The 16914-nt window shown below is 68.3% G+C and carries 13 protein-coding genes and 3 pseudogenes; 10 read left to right on the top strand and 6 right to left on the bottom strand.

Annotated elements, in window-relative coordinates; genetic code table 11:
* Positions 1-42 precede the first annotated feature (42 nt).
* Together AC1Q5B_RS08995 and AC1Q5B_RS08990 are read left to right on the top strand one after the other, a co-directional pair.
* Positions 43-1671: a trehalase family glycosidase gene (locus AC1Q5B_RS08995; protein WP_492631342.1), complete on the top strand. Its 1629-nt coding sequence runs from the start codon at positions 43-45 to the stop codon at positions 1669-1671.
* Between the two features lie 41 nt (positions 1672-1712).
* Complete coding sequence (locus AC1Q5B_RS08990; RefSeq protein ID WP_492632071.1) at positions 1713-2765, top strand: DUF1615 domain-containing protein; 1053 nt, start codon at positions 1713-1715, stop codon at positions 2763-2765.
* 9 nt (positions 2766-2774) lie between these two features.
* Here the strand turns inward: AC1Q5B_RS08990 and AC1Q5B_RS08985 are convergent, their stop codons facing one another.
* Positions 2775-4976 carry an amylo-alpha-1,6-glucosidase gene (locus AC1Q5B_RS08985; RefSeq protein ID WP_492631341.1) on the bottom strand — a complete coding sequence of 734 codons (2202 nt, stop codon included), beginning with the start codon at positions 4974-4976 and terminating at the stop codon, positions 2775-2777.
* 186 nt (positions 4977-5162) lie between these two features.
* On the opposite strand from AC1Q5B_RS08985, the pseudogene AC1Q5B_RS08980 reads away from it, so the two are divergent.
* The 4 genes and pseudogenes from AC1Q5B_RS08980 to AC1Q5B_RS08965 all read left to right on the top strand — a co-directional run.
* Positions 5163-5516 (top strand): annotated as a pseudogene (locus tag AC1Q5B_RS08980) (DUF1428 domain-containing protein); the annotation flags it as partial.
* Complete coding sequence (locus AC1Q5B_RS08975; protein ID WP_492632070.1) at positions 5511-5900, top strand: DUF1428 domain-containing protein; 390 nt, start codon at positions 5511-5513, stop codon at positions 5898-5900. The pseudogene AC1Q5B_RS08980 and the gene AC1Q5B_RS08975, both read left to right, overlap by 6 nt.
* 190 nt (positions 5901-6090) lie before the next feature.
* Entirely contained in the window at positions 6091-6315 is a 225-nt protein-coding gene (locus tag AC1Q5B_RS08970; RefSeq protein WP_492631340.1) for a hypothetical protein, read from the top strand.
* A 201-nt stretch (positions 6316-6516) separates the two neighbouring features.
* A complete protein-coding gene (locus tag AC1Q5B_RS08965) occupies positions 6517-9075 on the top strand; it encodes a TonB-dependent receptor plug domain-containing protein (RefSeq protein WP_492631339.1) in 2559 nt (852 codons plus the stop codon).
* A 51-nt stretch (positions 9076-9126) separates the two neighbouring features.
* Here the strand turns inward: AC1Q5B_RS08965 and AC1Q5B_RS08960 are convergent, their stop codons facing one another.
* Complete coding sequence (locus AC1Q5B_RS08960; RefSeq protein WP_492631338.1) at positions 9127-10041, bottom strand: LysR family transcriptional regulator; 915 nt, start codon at positions 10039-10041, stop codon at positions 9127-9129.
* Between the two features lie 146 nt (positions 10042-10187).
* Here AC1Q5B_RS08960 and AC1Q5B_RS08955 point away from each other — a divergent pair, with 146 nt between their 5' ends.
* The 3 genes and pseudogenes from AC1Q5B_RS08955 (at position 10188) to AC1Q5B_RS08945 (ending at position 12343) form a co-directional block, all read left to right on the top strand.
* On the top strand, positions 10188-11285 hold the full coding sequence (locus tag AC1Q5B_RS08955; RefSeq protein WP_492631337.1) for an alkene reductase: 1098 nt from the start codon (positions 10188-10190) through the stop codon (positions 11283-11285).
* A gap of 43 nt (positions 11286-11328) precedes the next feature.
* Positions 11329-11805: pseudogene (locus AC1Q5B_RS08950) on the top strand (aldo/keto reductase); the annotation flags it as partial.
* A 67-nt stretch (positions 11806-11872) separates the two neighbouring features.
* The gene (locus AC1Q5B_RS08945; RefSeq protein ID WP_492631336.1) at positions 11873-12343 is read left to right on the top strand and encodes an aldo/keto reductase; all 471 of its coding nucleotides are present in this window, start codon (positions 11873-11875) and stop codon (positions 12341-12343) included.
* 34 nt (positions 12344-12377) lie between these two features.
* On the opposite strand, the pseudogene AC1Q5B_RS08940 reads toward AC1Q5B_RS08945, so the two are convergent.
* The 4 genes and pseudogenes from AC1Q5B_RS08940 to AC1Q5B_RS08925 all read right to left on the bottom strand — a co-directional run.
* Positions 12378-13190, bottom strand: a pseudogene (locus AC1Q5B_RS08940) (TIGR03915 family putative DNA repair protein); the annotation flags it as partial.
* 7 nt (positions 13191-13197) lie between these two features.
* Complete coding sequence (locus tag AC1Q5B_RS08935) at positions 13198-14448, bottom strand: putative DNA modification/repair radical SAM protein (RefSeq protein ID WP_492631335.1); 1251 nt, start codon at positions 14446-14448, stop codon at positions 13198-13200.
* A 176-nt stretch (positions 14449-14624) separates the two neighbouring features.
* A complete protein-coding gene (locus AC1Q5B_RS08930) occupies positions 14625-15296 on the bottom strand; it encodes a ChrR family anti-sigma-E factor (RefSeq protein ID WP_492631334.1) in 672 nt (223 codons plus the stop codon).
* Positions 15293-15919: a sigma-70 family RNA polymerase sigma factor gene (locus AC1Q5B_RS08925; protein ID WP_492631333.1), complete on the bottom strand. Its 627-nt coding sequence runs from the start codon at positions 15917-15919 to the stop codon at positions 15293-15295. Before AC1Q5B_RS08925 ends, AC1Q5B_RS08930 begins: the two co-directional genes overlap by 4 nt.
* A gap of 142 nt (positions 15920-16061) precedes the next feature.
* On the opposite strand from AC1Q5B_RS08925, the gene AC1Q5B_RS08920 reads away from it, so the two are divergent.
* Complete coding sequence (locus AC1Q5B_RS08920; RefSeq protein WP_492631332.1) at positions 16062-16850, top strand: hypothetical protein; 789 nt, start codon at positions 16062-16064, stop codon at positions 16848-16850.
* Positions 16851-16914: the final 64 nt, after the last annotated feature.

Here is a 16914-nt window from a genome sequence, read left to right as displayed (position 1 = left end):
CTTCGCCCATATTATCCAGGCGCCCCCCGGAGGAGACCGTTCATGCACCGTTCGTTGCGCCCCCTCGCCATCGCCGTCCTGGCGACGACCGCCCTGCCCTGCTTCGCCGCCGAGCCGGATCCTGCACGCACGCGCGCCTACATCACCCAGGCGTGGACGACGCTGACGCGTTCGATGGAGGACTGCTCTTCGTTCGGCGACGAGAAAATCCACGACCGGCCGGTGCTGTACCTGCCGGCCGAGCTGCACGACCCGCGCGTGGAGGCGATCGGCAAGCGCTGCAACGTCGAAGTACGCCACCTGACGGCGGCGGTGGAACGGATCGGCCACCTGGACCCGACCACGCTGCCGCGGCAGGGCCTGCTGTACCTCCCGCGCCCCTACGTCGTGCCGGGCGGCTTCTTCAACGAAATGTACGGCTGGGACAGTTATTTCATCGTGCTCGGCCTGCTGGCCGATGGCCGCGCCCGACTGGCGCGCGACATGGTGGACAACATGCTCTTCGAGGTGGAGCACTACGGGGGCGTGCTCAACGCCAATCGCACGTACTACCTGACACGCTCGCAACCGCCGTTCCTCGGCGAGATGGTCCGCGCGGTACTGGATGAACCGTCCAGCTTCGACACACCCGCCGAGGCGCGGGCCTGGCTCGCGAAGGCGTATCCGCTGGCCGTCCGCGACCATGCGGTCTGGCTGCGCCCGGAACACCGCGCGGGCGACACCGTGCTGGCGCGCTATTTCGACTACGGGCACGGACCCGTGCTGGAAATGCGCGACGCCGATTACCTGCGTGGCGTGATTGCATGGCTGCTGGCGCACCCTGGACGCGACCCCGGCTATCTGGTGGAAGCGTCCGAACACCCCGACGACGCGGAAGCCGCGCGCCTGCGCGGGAGCAGCTGCGACGTGGCCTCGTCGAAGGTGTGCGCGGATGCGTGGGCGCAGGGCCACCGGCTGAGCAGGGATTTCTATCTCGGTGATCGCGCCATGCGCGAATCGGGGTTCGACGTGAATTTCCACTTCGGTCCGTACGCGGGATCGACGCACCACTACGCCCCGGTCTGCCTCAACAGCCTGCTCTACCGCTACGAGACCACCTTGCAGGCGCTTGCCGAACGCATGGACCTGCGCGACGACGCTGCACGCTTCGCCACGATGGCGAAGGCGCGGAAGACCGCGATGGACCGGCACCTGTGGAACGCGGGGGCCGGCCTGTATCTGGACTACGACGTGGTCGCGGGCCAGCCGGCGCGTGCCCCCTACATCACCACGTTCTATCCGCTGTGGGCCGGCGCCGCGTCGCCGGACCAGGCGCGCGCACTGCGGCGTCACGTCGCCGCCTTCGAGCTGAAGGGCGGCCTGGCGATGAGCCTGGATGCCAGCGGTGCGCAGTGGGACGCGCCGTTCGGGTGGGCACCGACCAACTGGCTGTCCGTTGCGGGGCTGGATGCCTACGGGTTCCATGACGATGCCGTGCGGATTGCCGGCAAGTTCACCGCCACCATCGACCGCAGCCTGGCGCACGACGGCACGATCCGCGAGAAATACAACATGGCCACCGGCGATGCCGACGTGAAGGTCACCGCCGGCTACAGCGAGAACGTCATCGGCTTCGGCTGGAGCAACGGTGTCTACCTGAAGATGCAGGCCCTGATGGCGCGCACGCCGTGAGGGGATGCACGCGTCCTGCCAACGCCGTCGCCGGCCTGGTGATGGCCGCCCTGCTCGCCAGCTGCGCTTCCGCGCCGCCCGTCCCGACACGGCCGCCGACGGATACGCGCAGCGAGATCGTACGGCGCATGCCGGCGCAGGTGGCCGACCGCGAAGGCTGGGCCATGGATATCCAGACTGCGTTCGCCGCGCAGCGCATCGAACCCACCAGCGAGAACATCTGCGCGGTGCTGGCCATCACCGAACAGGAATCCGGCTATGTCGCCAATCCGGCGGTCGCGAACCTGCCGAAGATCGCGCGCGGCGAGATCGATCGCCGCGCGACGGCCATGCACGTGCCGAAATTCGTCGTGGATACGGCACTGGCGCTGCGGTCGCCGGATGGACGCACGTACGCGGAACGCCTCCGTACCGTCCGCACCGAACGCGACCTCAGCGACATCTACGAGGACATGATCGGCAGCGTGCCGCTGGGCAAGCGCCTGTTCGCCGACTACAACCCGGTACAGACCGGCGGACCGATGCAGGTCGGCATCCCGTTCGCCGAATCGAAGACGGCCGGCTATCCCTATCCGATGCCCGAGGGCGTGCGCGGCGAAGTGTTCACCCGCCGTGGCGGCCTGTATTTCGGCATCGCCCACCTACTGGGCTACGAAACGCCCTATACGCGCAAGGTGCACCGTTTCGCCGACTACAACGCGGGTTGGTATGCGAGCCGCAATGCCGCATTCCAGAGCGCGGTCGGCACGGCGACCGGCATGAAACTCACGCTCGACGGCGACCTGCTGAATCCCGGTGCGCCACTGGACAAGCCGGGCCAGACCGAGCGTGCCGTGCGCATGCTGGCGGCCGACCTGCGCATGGACGACCGCGCGATCCGTACCGCCCTGGAACGGGGCAACCGGCTCGACTTCGGCGACACCGATCTGTATGCCCGCGTGTACGCGCTCGCGGAGGCACGCGCGAGCGCGCCGTTGCCACGCGCGATGATCCCCGGCATCACCCTGGAAAGCCCCAAGATCACCCGCGAACTGACCACCGCGTGGTTCGCCACGCGCGTGGACGAGCGCTACCGGCGCTGCATGCAGCGTTGACTCACCGCGCTACGGCAGGCGCAGCTGCGTCTTGCCGGCCGGGATCTCTCGCTCCACCCCCGCGTCGTCGGCCCCGCTACCCCGTGCCCAGTGAAGGCGGAACGGCGCACCGCGATTGTCGACATCCAGTTCCTCGCCGTGCGCGGTCCTGCGCCAAAAGAGATCGACCTGCGTGTCGCCGACGCGTACCCGCTCCACCCGCAACGAGGTCCACGCCGCCGGAGGTTGCGGGACGAAGTGCAGTTCCCGCTTTGCGGCGTCCACGTCGAGTCCGAGCAGCCCCTCCAGCGCCGCCGACAGGAACGAGGCGGACGACCAGGTCTGTTCCGGTACCGATTCGCGCTGCGGCACGAAGGCATCGCCGGCCATCACCTCGTGCATGTGGCCGAGCGCATCCCGGTCCGCCCAGGGCACCAGGCTCAACCACAGGCGGCTGGCCAGCTCGCGCTCGCCCACGCCCCACAGCGCACCGGCGGCGGCGGCCGTTCCCAGCCCCCACACGCTGCCCTTGGCATAAGCCTGCGGATCGTAGTCGGCCGCGGACGCAGGCGTACTGCGCAGGCCCCATGCCGTGACGTAGTCCGGGCCCGACAACCTCGCCAGCGTGACGCGCGCTTCGTCCGGCGTCGCCGCGCCCGAGGTGATGGCGGCCATGTCGGCCGCCGACGTGCTTTCACCGGGATGACCACTGCGGCTGAATCCGCTGATCCAGCGTGCGCGCGCGGTATCGCGGTAGCGTGCGCGCAGGCTGGCGCGCGCACGCTCGCTGGCCTGTGCCGCCTCCTTGGCCAGCGCCGGGTCGCCATGCCGCGTCGCCAGCGCCGCCATCGCCTGCGAGGCCTCGACCCACGCGGCCGACAGCGTCAGTTCGTCGCCCAGGTCGTCCTGTTCGTTGGCGCCCATCATCGCGGCCGGGACGCGCGGCAGCCCGTCGCCGGCATCCAGTGTCGAACGGCAGTAGGCGTAGGCCTTGCGCAGCGCCGGCCAATGGCGCGCGAGGAAGGCGGTATCGCCGCTGGCCCGCACGTACTCGGCCGCGGTCGCGACCAGATCGAAGGCGATGTCCACGTGCACGTACATGTAAGGGTAGTCGTGCGCCCAGTCGAGGAAGCCCGCGCTCTGCGACATCTCGTGCCAGATCATGCCGTTGTCCGGATGCTGGTAGCGCAGGATGAAAGCGAGCTGTTCCGCAGCGCGGTCGTAGCGCCCCTGGTGGATCAGCGACCGCGTGGTCAGCAGCCCGTCGCCGGCGAAGTACCAGGCGTACTGCGGACGGCGCGCGCCGTGCGAGGGTCCGTAACCGGCGACCATGCCGCAGCCCAGGCGCGCATTGCAGGTCCACGCCTGCTCCACCGCGATCTGCGCCCACTGCAGGGCGCGGTTGACGTCGGCATCGGGGGTGGTGATGCGCACCCAGTCGTGCAGCGCGAAGCGCGCTGCATCCTCCGTCGCATCCCCGGGCGTCTTCGCCAGTGCGGCGACGGTGGCATGGAGATCTTCCGCGCCTTCGCTCTGGCCCGCGAAGGCCAGCGTCGCGCAACGCGCGGAACCGCAGGGCGTCGGCGTCAGTTCCATGAAGATCGGCCGGCCGAACTCGCTGCCGCGACGATCGTTGTTCGGCAGGGTGTGTACGCCGGCCTGTGGCGACGCGATCAGCGCCCGGAAGCGTCCGCTCGGCTCGTTGAGCACGAAGCCGCGCGCCTGCGGGTCCCAGCCGAATTCCTGTCCCCCGATTCCTGCGGGCCACATCAGGTTCAAGGCAGGCCGCAGGTGGACACGAATCTTCAGTGCCGCATCGCTTTCCGCACGCAGCGACACGCCGACGCCCGGCACGCGACCAGGCGCCTGGATGCGTTCGATGACACGGAAGCCCTCGCCCCGGTAACGCCGCGTGACGCCGAGCGGATCCACGTCCACGCCTTCCAGCACGTCCAGCCCGCGCACGGTGCGACCCCCGGCGAGGAATTCGAGCTGGTAACCCGACGCGATCTGCAGGGGGAACGCCCAGAACTCCAGGCCGTCCTCCGCATATCCGCCCGCGAATCCACGCAGGCCGTGCGCTGCCACGTAGCGATCCTGGCGCGCCTGGTCGGTGGACCACACCGGCAGGCCGTGCGCCGCGCCCACCGGCTGCGCCTGACCGGACGCCTGCCCGGTTCCCGCCATCGCGATGCAGGCGAGCAAGGCCCATGCTCCCCAGCGCCGGTGCATCGCCATCTCCCCGTCCGTCTGTCGCGGCCATCCTAGCAATCCCCCGCTGTCGCGCCGCAGCAGGACACCGCATTAACGACGCACACGGCAGGGTCGTTGCCGGTCGATGCCCCTGTCGAATTCCGGCATCGCGGCTCGTCGCCCTCATGAAGGCGTCATTCCGGCGCCGCACCCCCGGAGGTTTCCATGCCTTACATCGATGGTTTCGTGGCCGCCGTGCCCACCGCCAACAAGCAGAAGTTCATCGACCACGCCAACCTCGGCGATCCCGTGTTCATCGAGCAGGGCGCCACGCGCGTGGTCGAATGCTGGGAGGACGATGTGCCCGACGGCAAGGTCACCGATTTCCGCAGGACCGTGCAGGCGAAGCCGGACGAGAGCGTGGTGTTTTCGTGGATCGAATGGCCCGACAAGGCTACGCGCGATGCCGGCATGAAAAAGATGATGGACGATCCGCGCATGTCGCCGGAAAACAATCCGATGCCGTTCGACGGCAAGCGGCTGATCTACGGAGGCTTCGTACCGACGGTGACCCTGGGCTCGCAGGGTGCGCCGTCCGCGTACGTGGACGGCTTCATCCTGGCGTCGCCGGCGAACGGCAAGGATGCGTTCACCGACTTCGCGGCGACCTTCGATGCGATCTTCATGGAGTACGGCGCAGCCCGCATCATCGAAGCCTGGGGCGATGATGTGCCGCATGGCACGCAGACCGACTTCTATCGCGCCGTGCAGGCCAAGGACGACGAGAACGTCGCCTTCTCGTGGATCGAGTGGTCCGACAAGGCCGCGCGCGACGCCGGCACGAAAAAGGTGATGGACGATCCGCGCATGGATCCTTCGAACAAGGACACCCCGCCGATGCCATTCGATGGCCAGCGCATGGTCTATGGTGGCTTCACACCGGTGGTGGAACTGCGCGCCTGAACGGCCTGCGCCGGAGGCCATGCCGTACAGGCCTCCGGCGCATCGGGGCACGGACGGGCGATTCCCCGATGCCGATGCCGGCACTCATAGCGACGCGCATCGATGCGGGCGCGAGGATGAGCATGATGCTTGCGTGAGAAGTACAGGTACGCCGCAGAAGGCGCATGCGTCACGATCTTCATCGCTCGCCATGAACAAGGTGCACCCACCGCCGATGCACATGCGTATACGCGTTTACGAGCGCGCGAACCGGCCTGCGCACAACAATGGCGCATCGCGCACCAAGCAAGTGCGCGACGAAAAAACCGTATGGAAACAGCGCTATTTCGGACATAACGCGGATTACTTTCGCGTCGTCGCGTTTCGCCCTGTGATCGCCGCCTCACTTCACGCACTTCGCCGCCGCCTAAGGTGATTCAAGTAACGCGATGCTGTTGCGCAACAGCGTTACGCCGGTTACCGATGTGCTTGGGACAGCGCTTCACCATTGCGTCCCGCACACGAGAGGGATCCACCACTTCCAACGCACTATTTAGGGGCGCATCGCATGGGCAAGAGAGAGAAGCCGTACGCACGTGTTTCCAGGACGCCGCTGGCGTCCGCAGTCAGATGGGCCTTGATCGCCGCCACGCTGGTCGGCAGCAGCACCGCGGTCGCGCAGACCGCCGAGCCGGCAGCCGCGCCGGCCACCCCGCCATCGAGCGGGGAAGCCACCACACTCGATACGGTGTCGGTCCTCGGCAGTCGCGGCCAACCCCGCACCGTCTCCTCGTCCGCCGTACCGATCGACATCATCAGCGCCGAGGAATTCCGCAACCAAGGCGCCACCGACGCACTGGACCAGCTGCGCGTGCTCGTGCCTTCGTTCAACGTCAGCACCATTCCGATCGACGACGCCGCCAGCCTGATCCGTCCCGCCAACCTGCGCGGCCTGCCGCCGGACAACACGCTGGTGCTGGTCAACGGCAAGCGGTTCCACCGCTCCGCGGTGATCACCTTCCTCGGCCATGGCCTGTCCGATGGTTCGCAGGGTCCGGACCTGTCGGTATTCCCGTCGCTCGCGCTGGAGCAGGTCGAAGTGCTGCGCGACGGCGCGGCGGCCCAGTACGGCTCCGATGCCATCGCCGGCGTGGTCAACTTCGGCCTGAAGAAGATCAGCGAAGGCGGAGCGTTCGAAGCCTTCGCCGGCCAGTACTACGAAGGCGATGGCTTCACCACCCAGTACTCGGCGCAGATCGGCCTGCCGTTGACTGCGAACGGCTACGCCACGTTCACCGCCGAATGGCGCAATGCCGACGACACCTCGCGCAGCGTGCAGCGCGACGATGCCGCCGCCGCGATCGCCGCCGGCTATCCCGGGGTGCCGGTGCCGGCGCAGATCTGGGGTTCGCCCAAGGTGGACGACGACCTCAAGTTCGTCGCCAACCTGGGCATCACCGGCGAGAGCGTCGACCTCTACCTGTTCGGCAACTATGCGCAGCGCGACGTCGATGGCGGCTTCTATTTCCGCGATCCCACCGCGCGCTCCGGCGTGTACTCCAACGACGGCGGCGAAACGCTGCTGATCGGCAACACCACGGGCGTCGGCACCTGCCCGACCATCGCGCTGCGCGATGCCAACGGCAACCTGATCCCGTACAGCACGGTCAGCTCGGCCGTCTCCGCGCTGCCGTCGAACTGCTTCACCTTCCTCTCGATGCTGCCCGGCGGCTTCACGCCTCGCTTCGGCGGCAGCCTGGAGGACATGTCGGTGGTCGGCGGCATCAAGGGCACGTGGGGCAACGGCTGGCACTGGGATGCCAGCGTGACGTACGGCCGCAACGACATCGACTTCACCATCTACAACACCGTCAACGCGTCGCTCGGCGCGGCGCAGCCGGAAGGCCTGCGCTTCAGCCCCGGCGGCAACACGCAGACCGAGAAGGGCGTGAACTTCGACGTCGGCACCGACTTCGAGACATCGTTCACCGTGCAACCGCTGCGGCTGTCCGCAGGTGCGGAGTGGCGCGAGGAGAGCTTCGAGGTGAAAGCCGGCGACGGCCCCTCCACCGCGATCGGCCCACTGACCCAGCAGGGCTTCGCGCTCGGCTCGAACGGCTTCAACGGGTTCAGCCCGCGCACGGCCGGTGAGTGGGATCGCAAGAACTGGGCGGTCTACCTGGACCTGGAGGCGCAGTTCACCGAGCAGCTGCTGCTGGCCGCGGCCGTGCGCCACGAAGACTTCGACGACTTCGGCAGCACCACCAACGGCAAGCTGACCGCGCGTTTCGATGTCTCCGACACCTTCGCCCTGCGCGGTGCGTACAACACGGGCTTCCGCGCCCCCACGCCCGGCCAGGCGAACATCAGCCAGATCAGCACGGCGTTCAACGGCAGCGTGCTGGAGGACATCGCGACGCTGCCGCCGACCAACCCCATCGCGATACTCAAGGGTGCGCGCGCCCTGACGCCCGAGGAATCGAAGAACCTGTCGCTGGGCATGGTGTGGAACAGCGGCGACTGGCTGGTCACCGTGGACGGCTACCGCATCGAAGTGGAAGACCGCATTGCGTTGAGCACCAGCTTCGCGCTGACGCCGGCCGAGCGCGACGCCCTGGTCGCGTCGGGCAATCCGGAAGCCGCATCGCTGAATTCGGTGACCTACTTCGGCAATGCCTTCGATACCACGACCACCGGCGTCGACCTGGTGACCAGCGTGGAAACGGCGCACTTCGGCGGCAAGACCACCTATTCGCTCGCGGTGAACTGGAACAAGACCGAGGTGGACCGCTACGACGCCAACTTCATCAATGAAGCGCGTGTCTACAAGATCGAGGAATCGTTGCCGAAGACCAAGGGCTATTTCAGCGTCAACCACCAGCGCGAGGTGTTCCACGCGAACCTGCGCCTGGGCTACTACGGCTCGTGGTACGAGGACCATCTGGACAGCGGCGCGATCACCATCGAAGACGGCGGCCTGCCGATCTACGAAGACAGCAAGGTGATCGTGGACGCCGAAGTGGGCTGGACGCTGCCCTCCGGCCTGTACATCAACGTCGGCGCGCAGAACCTGTTCGACGAAACGCCGGACGACAACCCGTGGGGCGCGGCGGTCGCCGGCGCGGCCTATCCGGTGCACTCGCCGTACGGCTTCAACGGCGGCTTCTACTACGCCCGTATCGGCTGGAAGTTCTGATAGCGCAGTAAACGGATGCCGGTGTCCCGAAAGGGCGCCGGCATCCTGTCGTCAGGGCGTCGTGCCCCGCGCGACGTCCTTCGCCACGTCCGCGACCAGTGCACGCAGCCACTGGTGCGCAGGATCGTGGCGGTAGCGCACATGCCACGCCATCTCCAGCGGGAACGTGCCCAAGTCGACCGGCGCGGGTAGTACCTTCAGGCGTGGATCGCGCGCCAGCTGCTTGCAGATCAGCTTCGGCAGCGTGGCGCAGTAGTCGGTCGCCGCCACCAGCTCGGGAATCGACAGGAAGTGGGTCACCGACACGGCGACATCGCGCCGCAGTCCCTGCTTCTCCAAGGCCTGGAACAAGCCCGCGCGCAGCTTGCCCGGCGGCACCACATTGACGTGCCGCAACTGTTCGTACTGCGCCTTCGACAACCGCTTGTTGACCACCGGATGGTCGGCACGCACCACGCACGCCACGCCGTCGTCCGCCAGGTGCTGCACCACCAGATTGTCGGGAGGATCGACGAACCGGCCCAGCACCAGGGCGGTCTCGCCGGAGATCGCCCCCGTCTCCGCCAGGTCGGTACCGAACGGCACCAGCCGCAGCCGGATACCGGGCGCACGCTCGCGCAGCCGCGCCGCGATGGCCGGCACCAGCACGAATTCGAAGTAGCTGTTCGGCGCCAGCGTGAACAGCCGTTCCTCCTTCGCCGGATCGAACTGCCGCTGCCCCAGTACCAGCGCATCCACCTGCGCCAGCGCGGCGGCGATGGCCGGCGCCAGTTCCAACGCCTTCTGGGTCGGCTGCATCCCGTAGCGCTCGCGGATGAACAACGGGTCCTGCAGCATCTCGCGCAGCCGCACCAGCGCATTCGACAGCGCGGGCTGGGTGATGCCCAACCGCTCGGCGGCACGGGTCACGCTGCGCTCGTCCATCAGCGCCAGGAAGACGGGCAACAGGTTGAGGTCGTAGCGCATGCAGTCATATTGAATTCGATATATCTGGAATTCAACAGATAAATTGGCCGAATGCCTTGGCGACGCGCATCCTGCGTCCATCCCGGCGAGGCGCCGGACCGGCAAGCGAAGGCGCCTCTCCTCCATCGGCCATCCTGGAGCCCGTCATGTCATCCGCCGCCCTGTTCTCCCCCGCCCGCCTCGGCGCCATCGACGTCCGCAATCGCATCGCCATGGCCCCGCTCACGCGCTCCCGCGCCGGCATGGACGGCGTGCAGACCCCGCTGGCGGTCGATTACTACCGCCAGCGCGCTTCCGCTGGCCTGATCATTACCGAGGCCACCAACATTTCCCACCAGGGCCGCGGCTATGCCTACACTCCGGGCCTCTACACCGATGCCCATGTCGCGGCCTGGAAGCCGGTGACCGATGCGGTCCACGCCGCCGGTGGACGCATCGTCGTGCAGCTGTGGCACGTGGGCCGCATGTCGCACACCAGCCTGCAGGAAGGCGGTGGCGCTCCCGTCGCCCCTTCGGCCCTCCAGGCCGGCGGCCATGTCTTCACCGAAGCCGGCCACGTGCCGCCGTCGATGCCGCGCGCGCTGGCCATCGACGAGATCGCCGCCATCGTCGACGACTACCGCCAGGCCGCACAGCGGGCCAAAGACGCCGGTTTCGACGGCGTGGAAGTGCACGCCGCCAACGGCTACCTGCTCGAACAGTTCCTGCGCGACAGCACCAAGGGTCGCGACGACCGTTACGGCGGTCCGCTGGAGAACCGCGCGCGGCTGCTGCTCGAGGTCACCACCGCAGTGGCCGACGTCTGGGGCGCCGACCGCGTCGGTCTGCGCCTGTCGCCCCTCTCCACGGCCGTCGGCGACACACCGCTGGACAGCCGCACGATGGACACGCACCTGTACGTCGCGCGTCGCCTCGGCGAGATGGGCCTGGCCTACCTGCATGTGGTCGAAGGACAGCTGCATGGCGGCAACGGTGCCGACGACTTCGACGTGAAGGCGCTGCGCGGCGCGTTCGCTGGCGCCTACCTCGCCAACAATGGCTACGACCGCCAGCGCGCGCTCGAGGCCACCGCCAGCGGCCATGCCGACATGGTCGCGTTCGGCAAGCCCTTCATCGGCAACCCCGACCTGGTCGAACGCCTGCGCAACGACACGCCGCTGTTCGACGCGCCGACGAACGGCTACTTCGGCGGTGGCGCGGAAGGCTACACGCAGTTCACCGCACCGCAGGCGGACGCAGCCTGACCGCCACGCCTCACCACCGCACCCCAAACCCAAGGAGTCCATCATGTCCCTCCACGACCTGCTCCCCGGCAAGCTCGGTTTCGGTACCGCCCCGCTCGGCAACATGTTCCGCGACATTCCGGAAGCGGAAGCGCGCGCGACCGTCGATGCGGCTTGGAACGACGGCATCCGCTACTTCGACAACGCGCCGTTCTACGGTGCCGGCCTGGCGGAAATCCGCGTGGGCGACGCGCTGGCCGACAAGCCGCGCGATACCTATGTCATCAGCACCAAGGTCGGCCGCCTGATCCTGGACGAAATCGAGGACGTCAGTGCCCGCGACCTCGGCGAGAAAGGCGAGGTGTTCAAGTACGGTCGACCCAACAGGATCGTCAACGACTACTCCCACGACGCCACGCTGCGCTCGATCGAAGACAGCCTGAAGCGCCTGAAGACCGACCGCATCGAGATCGCGTGGGTGCACGACGTCGCGCAGGACTTCTACGGCGACGACTGGCTCTCGATGTTCGAACAGGCCCGCACCGGCGCCTTCAGGGCGCTGGATCGCCTCCGCGACGAAGGCGTCATCCAGGCCCGGGGGCCTGGGCGTGAACCGGGTCGAGCCGATCGAGCTACTGCTGGACCTCGAAGGCCCGCGTCCCGACGGCTTCCTGCTCGCCGGCCGCTACACGCTCCTCGACCACGCTCGCGCCCTGCAGCGGGTGATGCCGAAGGTCGCCGAGCGCGGTCTCGGCATCGTCGTCGGCGGGCCCTACAGCTCCGGCGCGCTGGTCGGTGGCCCGAACTTCGAATACGCCCCGGCCACGCCGCAGATCCTGGACAAGGTGGCGCGCATCAAGGCACTCGCCGAGCGGCACGGCATCAGCGTGAAGGCCGCTGGCCTGCAGTTCGCGCTGGCCAATCCCGCCGTCGCCGCGGTCATTCCCGGCGCCAGCAGGCCCGACCGCATCGCCGAGGACAGCGCTGCGCTGAAGGAAGAGGTGCCTGCCGGCTTCTGGCGCGACCTGCGCAGCGCCGGTCTGGTGCATCCCGACGCACCGCTGCCGGGCGGCGCCTGAGTGGACGGCAGCGCGAGCGTCTCCGTCAACGCGAAGGCGGCTTGCGCTCCGGGATGCGCCGGCGCGGCGCCTGCGCCTCCCGCTCGTCCATTTCGCGCACGCGACGGCCGGCGTCGCGGATCAGGTCCGGCAGCAGGTGCGCTTCCGGCAGGTGCTTCCAGTATTTCTGCGGCATCTCCTGCCGCATCATCCGCGTATTGAGCCGCGCCGGATTGAAGATGTTGGCGTAGTAGGTGCGCCACAGCGCGTCCTCGGCGTCGTCGGCCGGCGCATCGGCACGTTGCGCACCCTCGCCCGCCCACAGGTCCGTCCCGTCCCATTGCACGCTGCGGTACGGCGTCAGGATCGCCCAGCGCATGCCGGCGAAGCGGCGCATGAAGAAGGGCGCGACCCGGTCGACGATGTAGTGGTCCGGTTCGAACCAGGCGAGGTAGGTGTTGTCCTCGCCCTCGACCTGGCGGAAGCGCACGAAGGCCTTCATCTTGTGCGTGTCGCGGCGCACCGCCTGCGACCAGCGCATCGCGCGATGCACGTCGGGATCGGTGGCGCGGTCGAGCAACGCGCGTTCGCCGTTGCCGATCCGCCACAGCAGCCGGTACAGCAGGGCGTGCCGGCCGGCATCGCGGTGGCAGAGCACGGAAGCCGCGAACGGCATGAACTCCGCAGGCACCGACAGACCTCGCCGGATCACGGGCTGATCCGTCACGGCGGACACCGCCAGCAGCGCGCGCTGCGCGTCGGCCTGCCATTCCACGGATTCGGGTGGGAGTGCAGCCTCCCAGGCGTAACGCGCCTGTTCCCGCCACGCATCCAGGTCCCACGCGGGCATCACGGTGGCGCGGAACATCGTCGCCTCAGCCGAACAGGTCGGCCTGGCGCGGCGCCGGCGCCAGTTCGCGCCGCAGCCTTGCCGGATCGTCCAGGCGCTGGCGCGGATGGTGGTCCAGCAGCACGACGAACGGCAGCACTTTCTGCAATGGCGCACGCAGGCGCGCCAGGTCCGCCACGCGCAACCGGCCCTGCCGCCGCGAATCGACGATGCGTTGCACGTTGCGCGCGCCCAGTCCCGGCACGCGCAGCAACAGTTCGCGCGGCGCCGCGTTGAGATCGACCGGAAACCGGTCCGGATGGCGCAGCGCCCATGCCAGCTTCGGATCGATATCCAGGTCCAGCATGCCGCCCTGCGTCGCGGTGTCGTCGACGATCTCCTTCACATCGAAGCCGTAGAAGCGCAGCAGCCAGTCGGCCTGGTACAGACGATGCTCGCGCTGCAGCGGCGGCGCGCGCAGCGGCAACTGCGTGGAAGCGTCGGGGATCGGGCTGAAGGCGGAGTAATACACGCGTCGCATGCGGAACTGGCGGTACAGCGCATCGCTGCTGGTCAGGATGGCGCGGTCGTCGGCGGCATCCGCACCGACGATCATCTGCGTGCTCTGCCCGGCGGGCGCGAATTTCGGCGGACGCTTCCGCTTCGGCTGCGCTTCCTTCTTGTCGGGCTTCGCCGCCTGGATGCGCCAGTGCAGTTCGCCCATCGCATCGCGGATGCCTTGCGCCTCCTTCTGCGGCGCCAATTGCTTCAGGCCGGCTTCGGTCGGCAGTTCGACGTTGATGCTCAGGCGGTCGGCGTAACGACCGGCGGCGGCGAGCAGTTCCGGCGAGGCCTCGGGAATGGTCTTCAGGTGGATGTAACCGGCGAAGCGGTGGTCCTCGCGCAGGCTGCGCGCGACCTCGACCATCTGCTCCATCGTGTAGTCGCCGTTGCGGATGATGCCGCTGGAGAGGAACAGGCCTTCGATGTAGTTGCGCTTGTAGAACTCGAGCGTCAGCCGCACCACCTCGGCCGTGGCGAAGCGGGCGCGCGGCACATTGCTGGACACGCGATTGACGCAGTAGGCGCAGTCGTAGATGCAGAAATTGGTCAGCAGGATCTTCAGCAGCGACACGCAGCGCCCGTCCGGCGTGTACGAATGGCAGATGCCCATCCCCTCGGTGCTGCCGATCCCGCCCTTGCCCAGCGAATGCCGCTTGCCCGCACCGCTCGACGCGCACGATGCGTCGTACTTGGCCGCATCGGCGAGGATCGCGAGCTTGTCTTTCAGTTGCATGGCAACAGTCTAGTCAGTACGCCGTGCAGGAGATGAGACAACGGCAGCGGCCAGCGCGGTCCGGCGATGCGGACACCGGCGCTCTAGGACACGGGCGCGCAGCGGGTGTCCGTGAAGGGATAACCCCGTCCCTGCGCGGAACGGATGCGCTGGAACGTCCATTCGCGCTGGCGGCGCTACAGCTTGAACAACGGCTGCAGCTTCCGCGCCAGCCAGCCCGGGAAACGCAGCGGCGCGTCCAGGGCCGACACACAGATGCAGGCGGTGCCGGGCACGGTGACCGGCTGGTGCTCGACATCGCTGTCGAGGTCTGCGACGTCGCCGGGCGCGAAGTGGCCGAGCGCGTCGTGGTAGGCGCCGCGCAGGATCTGGGTCAATTCGGTGCCGCCATGGCTGTGCACGGGCATGCTGCGGCCCGGACCGATCTTCAGCAGCAGCAGCGAGCCCTTGCCGGTGTGTGGCGCGCGGATGCAGTGCACGCCCGGCGCCATCCAGCGCCACTTGAGGGCGCGGTAGGACGTGCCGAAGTAGGTATGCAGCGGCGTGGGCAGGCGATCGTCGTCCTCGTAGGGCGCACCGCGCGGTGGCGGGGCGGCGGGCGGCGCCGGCACGTCGTCGAGGCGGTCGAGGATGGACGCGCGCAGGCCGGCAAGGCGCGTGGCGTCGACCACCCCGGGCTGCTGCTGTTCGACCAGTTGTCCGCCGACGCGCTCGGCCTCGTCCACGCGCGCACGGCAATGCGGGCACGTTTCCAGATGGGTGGCGGCCACGATCGCCACTTCCACCGCCAGCGCGCCGGCGGCATAGCTGATGATGGTGGACGGATCGAGATGATGATGCGGGTTCACGACTGACCTCGTACTTGACCCTGCAGCCGCAGGAACGCGCGGCGCAGGTGGGACTTCACGGTGCCCAGCGGCATCTGCAGCTCATCGGCGATTTCCTGGTGGCTCTTGGCCTCGAAGTAGGACATGCGCATCAGGCGCGCCTGCACGGCGGGCAGGTCATCGATGCGCCGCTGCAGATGCGCGTGCTCCGCATGGTCCTCGGCCGAGGAGAAGGGACGCGCCAGTTCCTCGTCGGCCGCCGGACCCGCATCCTCCAGGATCTGCACCCAGCCCGGCTCGCGCCGTATGCGGTCGATATGCAGATTGCGTCCGATCCGGAACAGCCAGGTCGACACCGCGCCCTGGTGGGGGTCGTAGCGGTCGGCGCGCTGCCACAGGCGCAGCAGCGCCTCCTGTCCCAGTTCCTCGGCGACCGCTTCGGGACAACCCAGGCCGCGCAGGTAAAGGCACAGGCGCGGCATGAAGTGGTCGTAGATGCGCAGGAAGCTGGCACGGTCGCGCAACCGGGCGACCGCGAGCATGTCGCCGGTCCAGTCGTGGGCATCGCGCGCAACGGGCGTGGGTGTGGACACCGGACGTGCCGCCTGCAGAGGCGACGGTCTCCTTGTGAGGTCGGTGGGCATGGTATGCCAGGTCCCGCTGCGTTCGTGATGACGCTCTGTACGAAGATGACCGGGCTTCGGATGCAGCCGGCCGGCACCGCGTCAGGCATCCGCCAGGAGCGCGGCTGCGTAGAACCCGCCGACGCCCCATCGGATCCCTCCCATGCCCTGCCGCTCCGTCGTCCTGCCGATCGTACTGGCCGCTCTGCTGCTGCCCGTTGTTCATGCCTTCGCAGCCACCGAGGCGACCCGCCAGGAAGCAACTGCGTACGCCCGCAAGGGCGAGGCCGTGCTCTACCGCGAGTCGCACTGGCGCTACCGACAGGACGGGACCGCGCGTCGCCTGGTGCTGTACCGGTGCGCGGACGGTCAGGCATTCGCCCGCAAGACGGTAGTGGAGCGGCCCACCGCCCAGGCGCCGGACTTCGCCTTCGAGGATGCGCGCGACGGCTATCGCGAAGGGGTCCGCAGTACCGCGGGCGGGCGGCTGGTCTACGTCCAGGAGACCGCAGGCGGCCGCACGAAGGAGCGTGCCGTGACGGCGCCGACCGGTGCGGTGATCGATGCCGGTTTCGACGCCAGTGTGCGCCTGCACTGGGATGCCTTGCGTGCGGGACGGCCGGTGACGCAACCGTTCCTGCTGCCCAGTCGCTTCGACTTCGTCCCGGTGCGGCTGGATCCCGGACCCTCGGTGCGCTGGAACGGCATTCCGGCCCGGCGCCTGTCGATGAAACTGGACCGCTGGTATGGCTTTGTCGCGCCGACGATGCAGCTGACCTATGCCGAGGCCGACCAGCGCCTGCTCGAATTCGCCGGCATCGCCACGATCCGCGATGCGAACGGCCGGCACCAGGACGTGCGCATCGTGTTCCCGCACCCCGCGGCGCCCGCCGACGCACGCGCCCTGCAACAGGCGCTGGCGACACCGCTGGTGCGCCACTGCCAGGCATGAACGTCCCTGCCGCATCCAACGCAGGCGTTCGTCCGTAGTAAGGGTTCAAGCGATCGAGACCTCC

It is taken from the genome of Pseudoxanthomonas sp. GW835-FHT14C01 (genome assembly GCF_058793715.1).
Note: the sequence above shows the minus strand (reverse complement) of the source record. Positions and strands in the feature narration are given on the sequence as shown.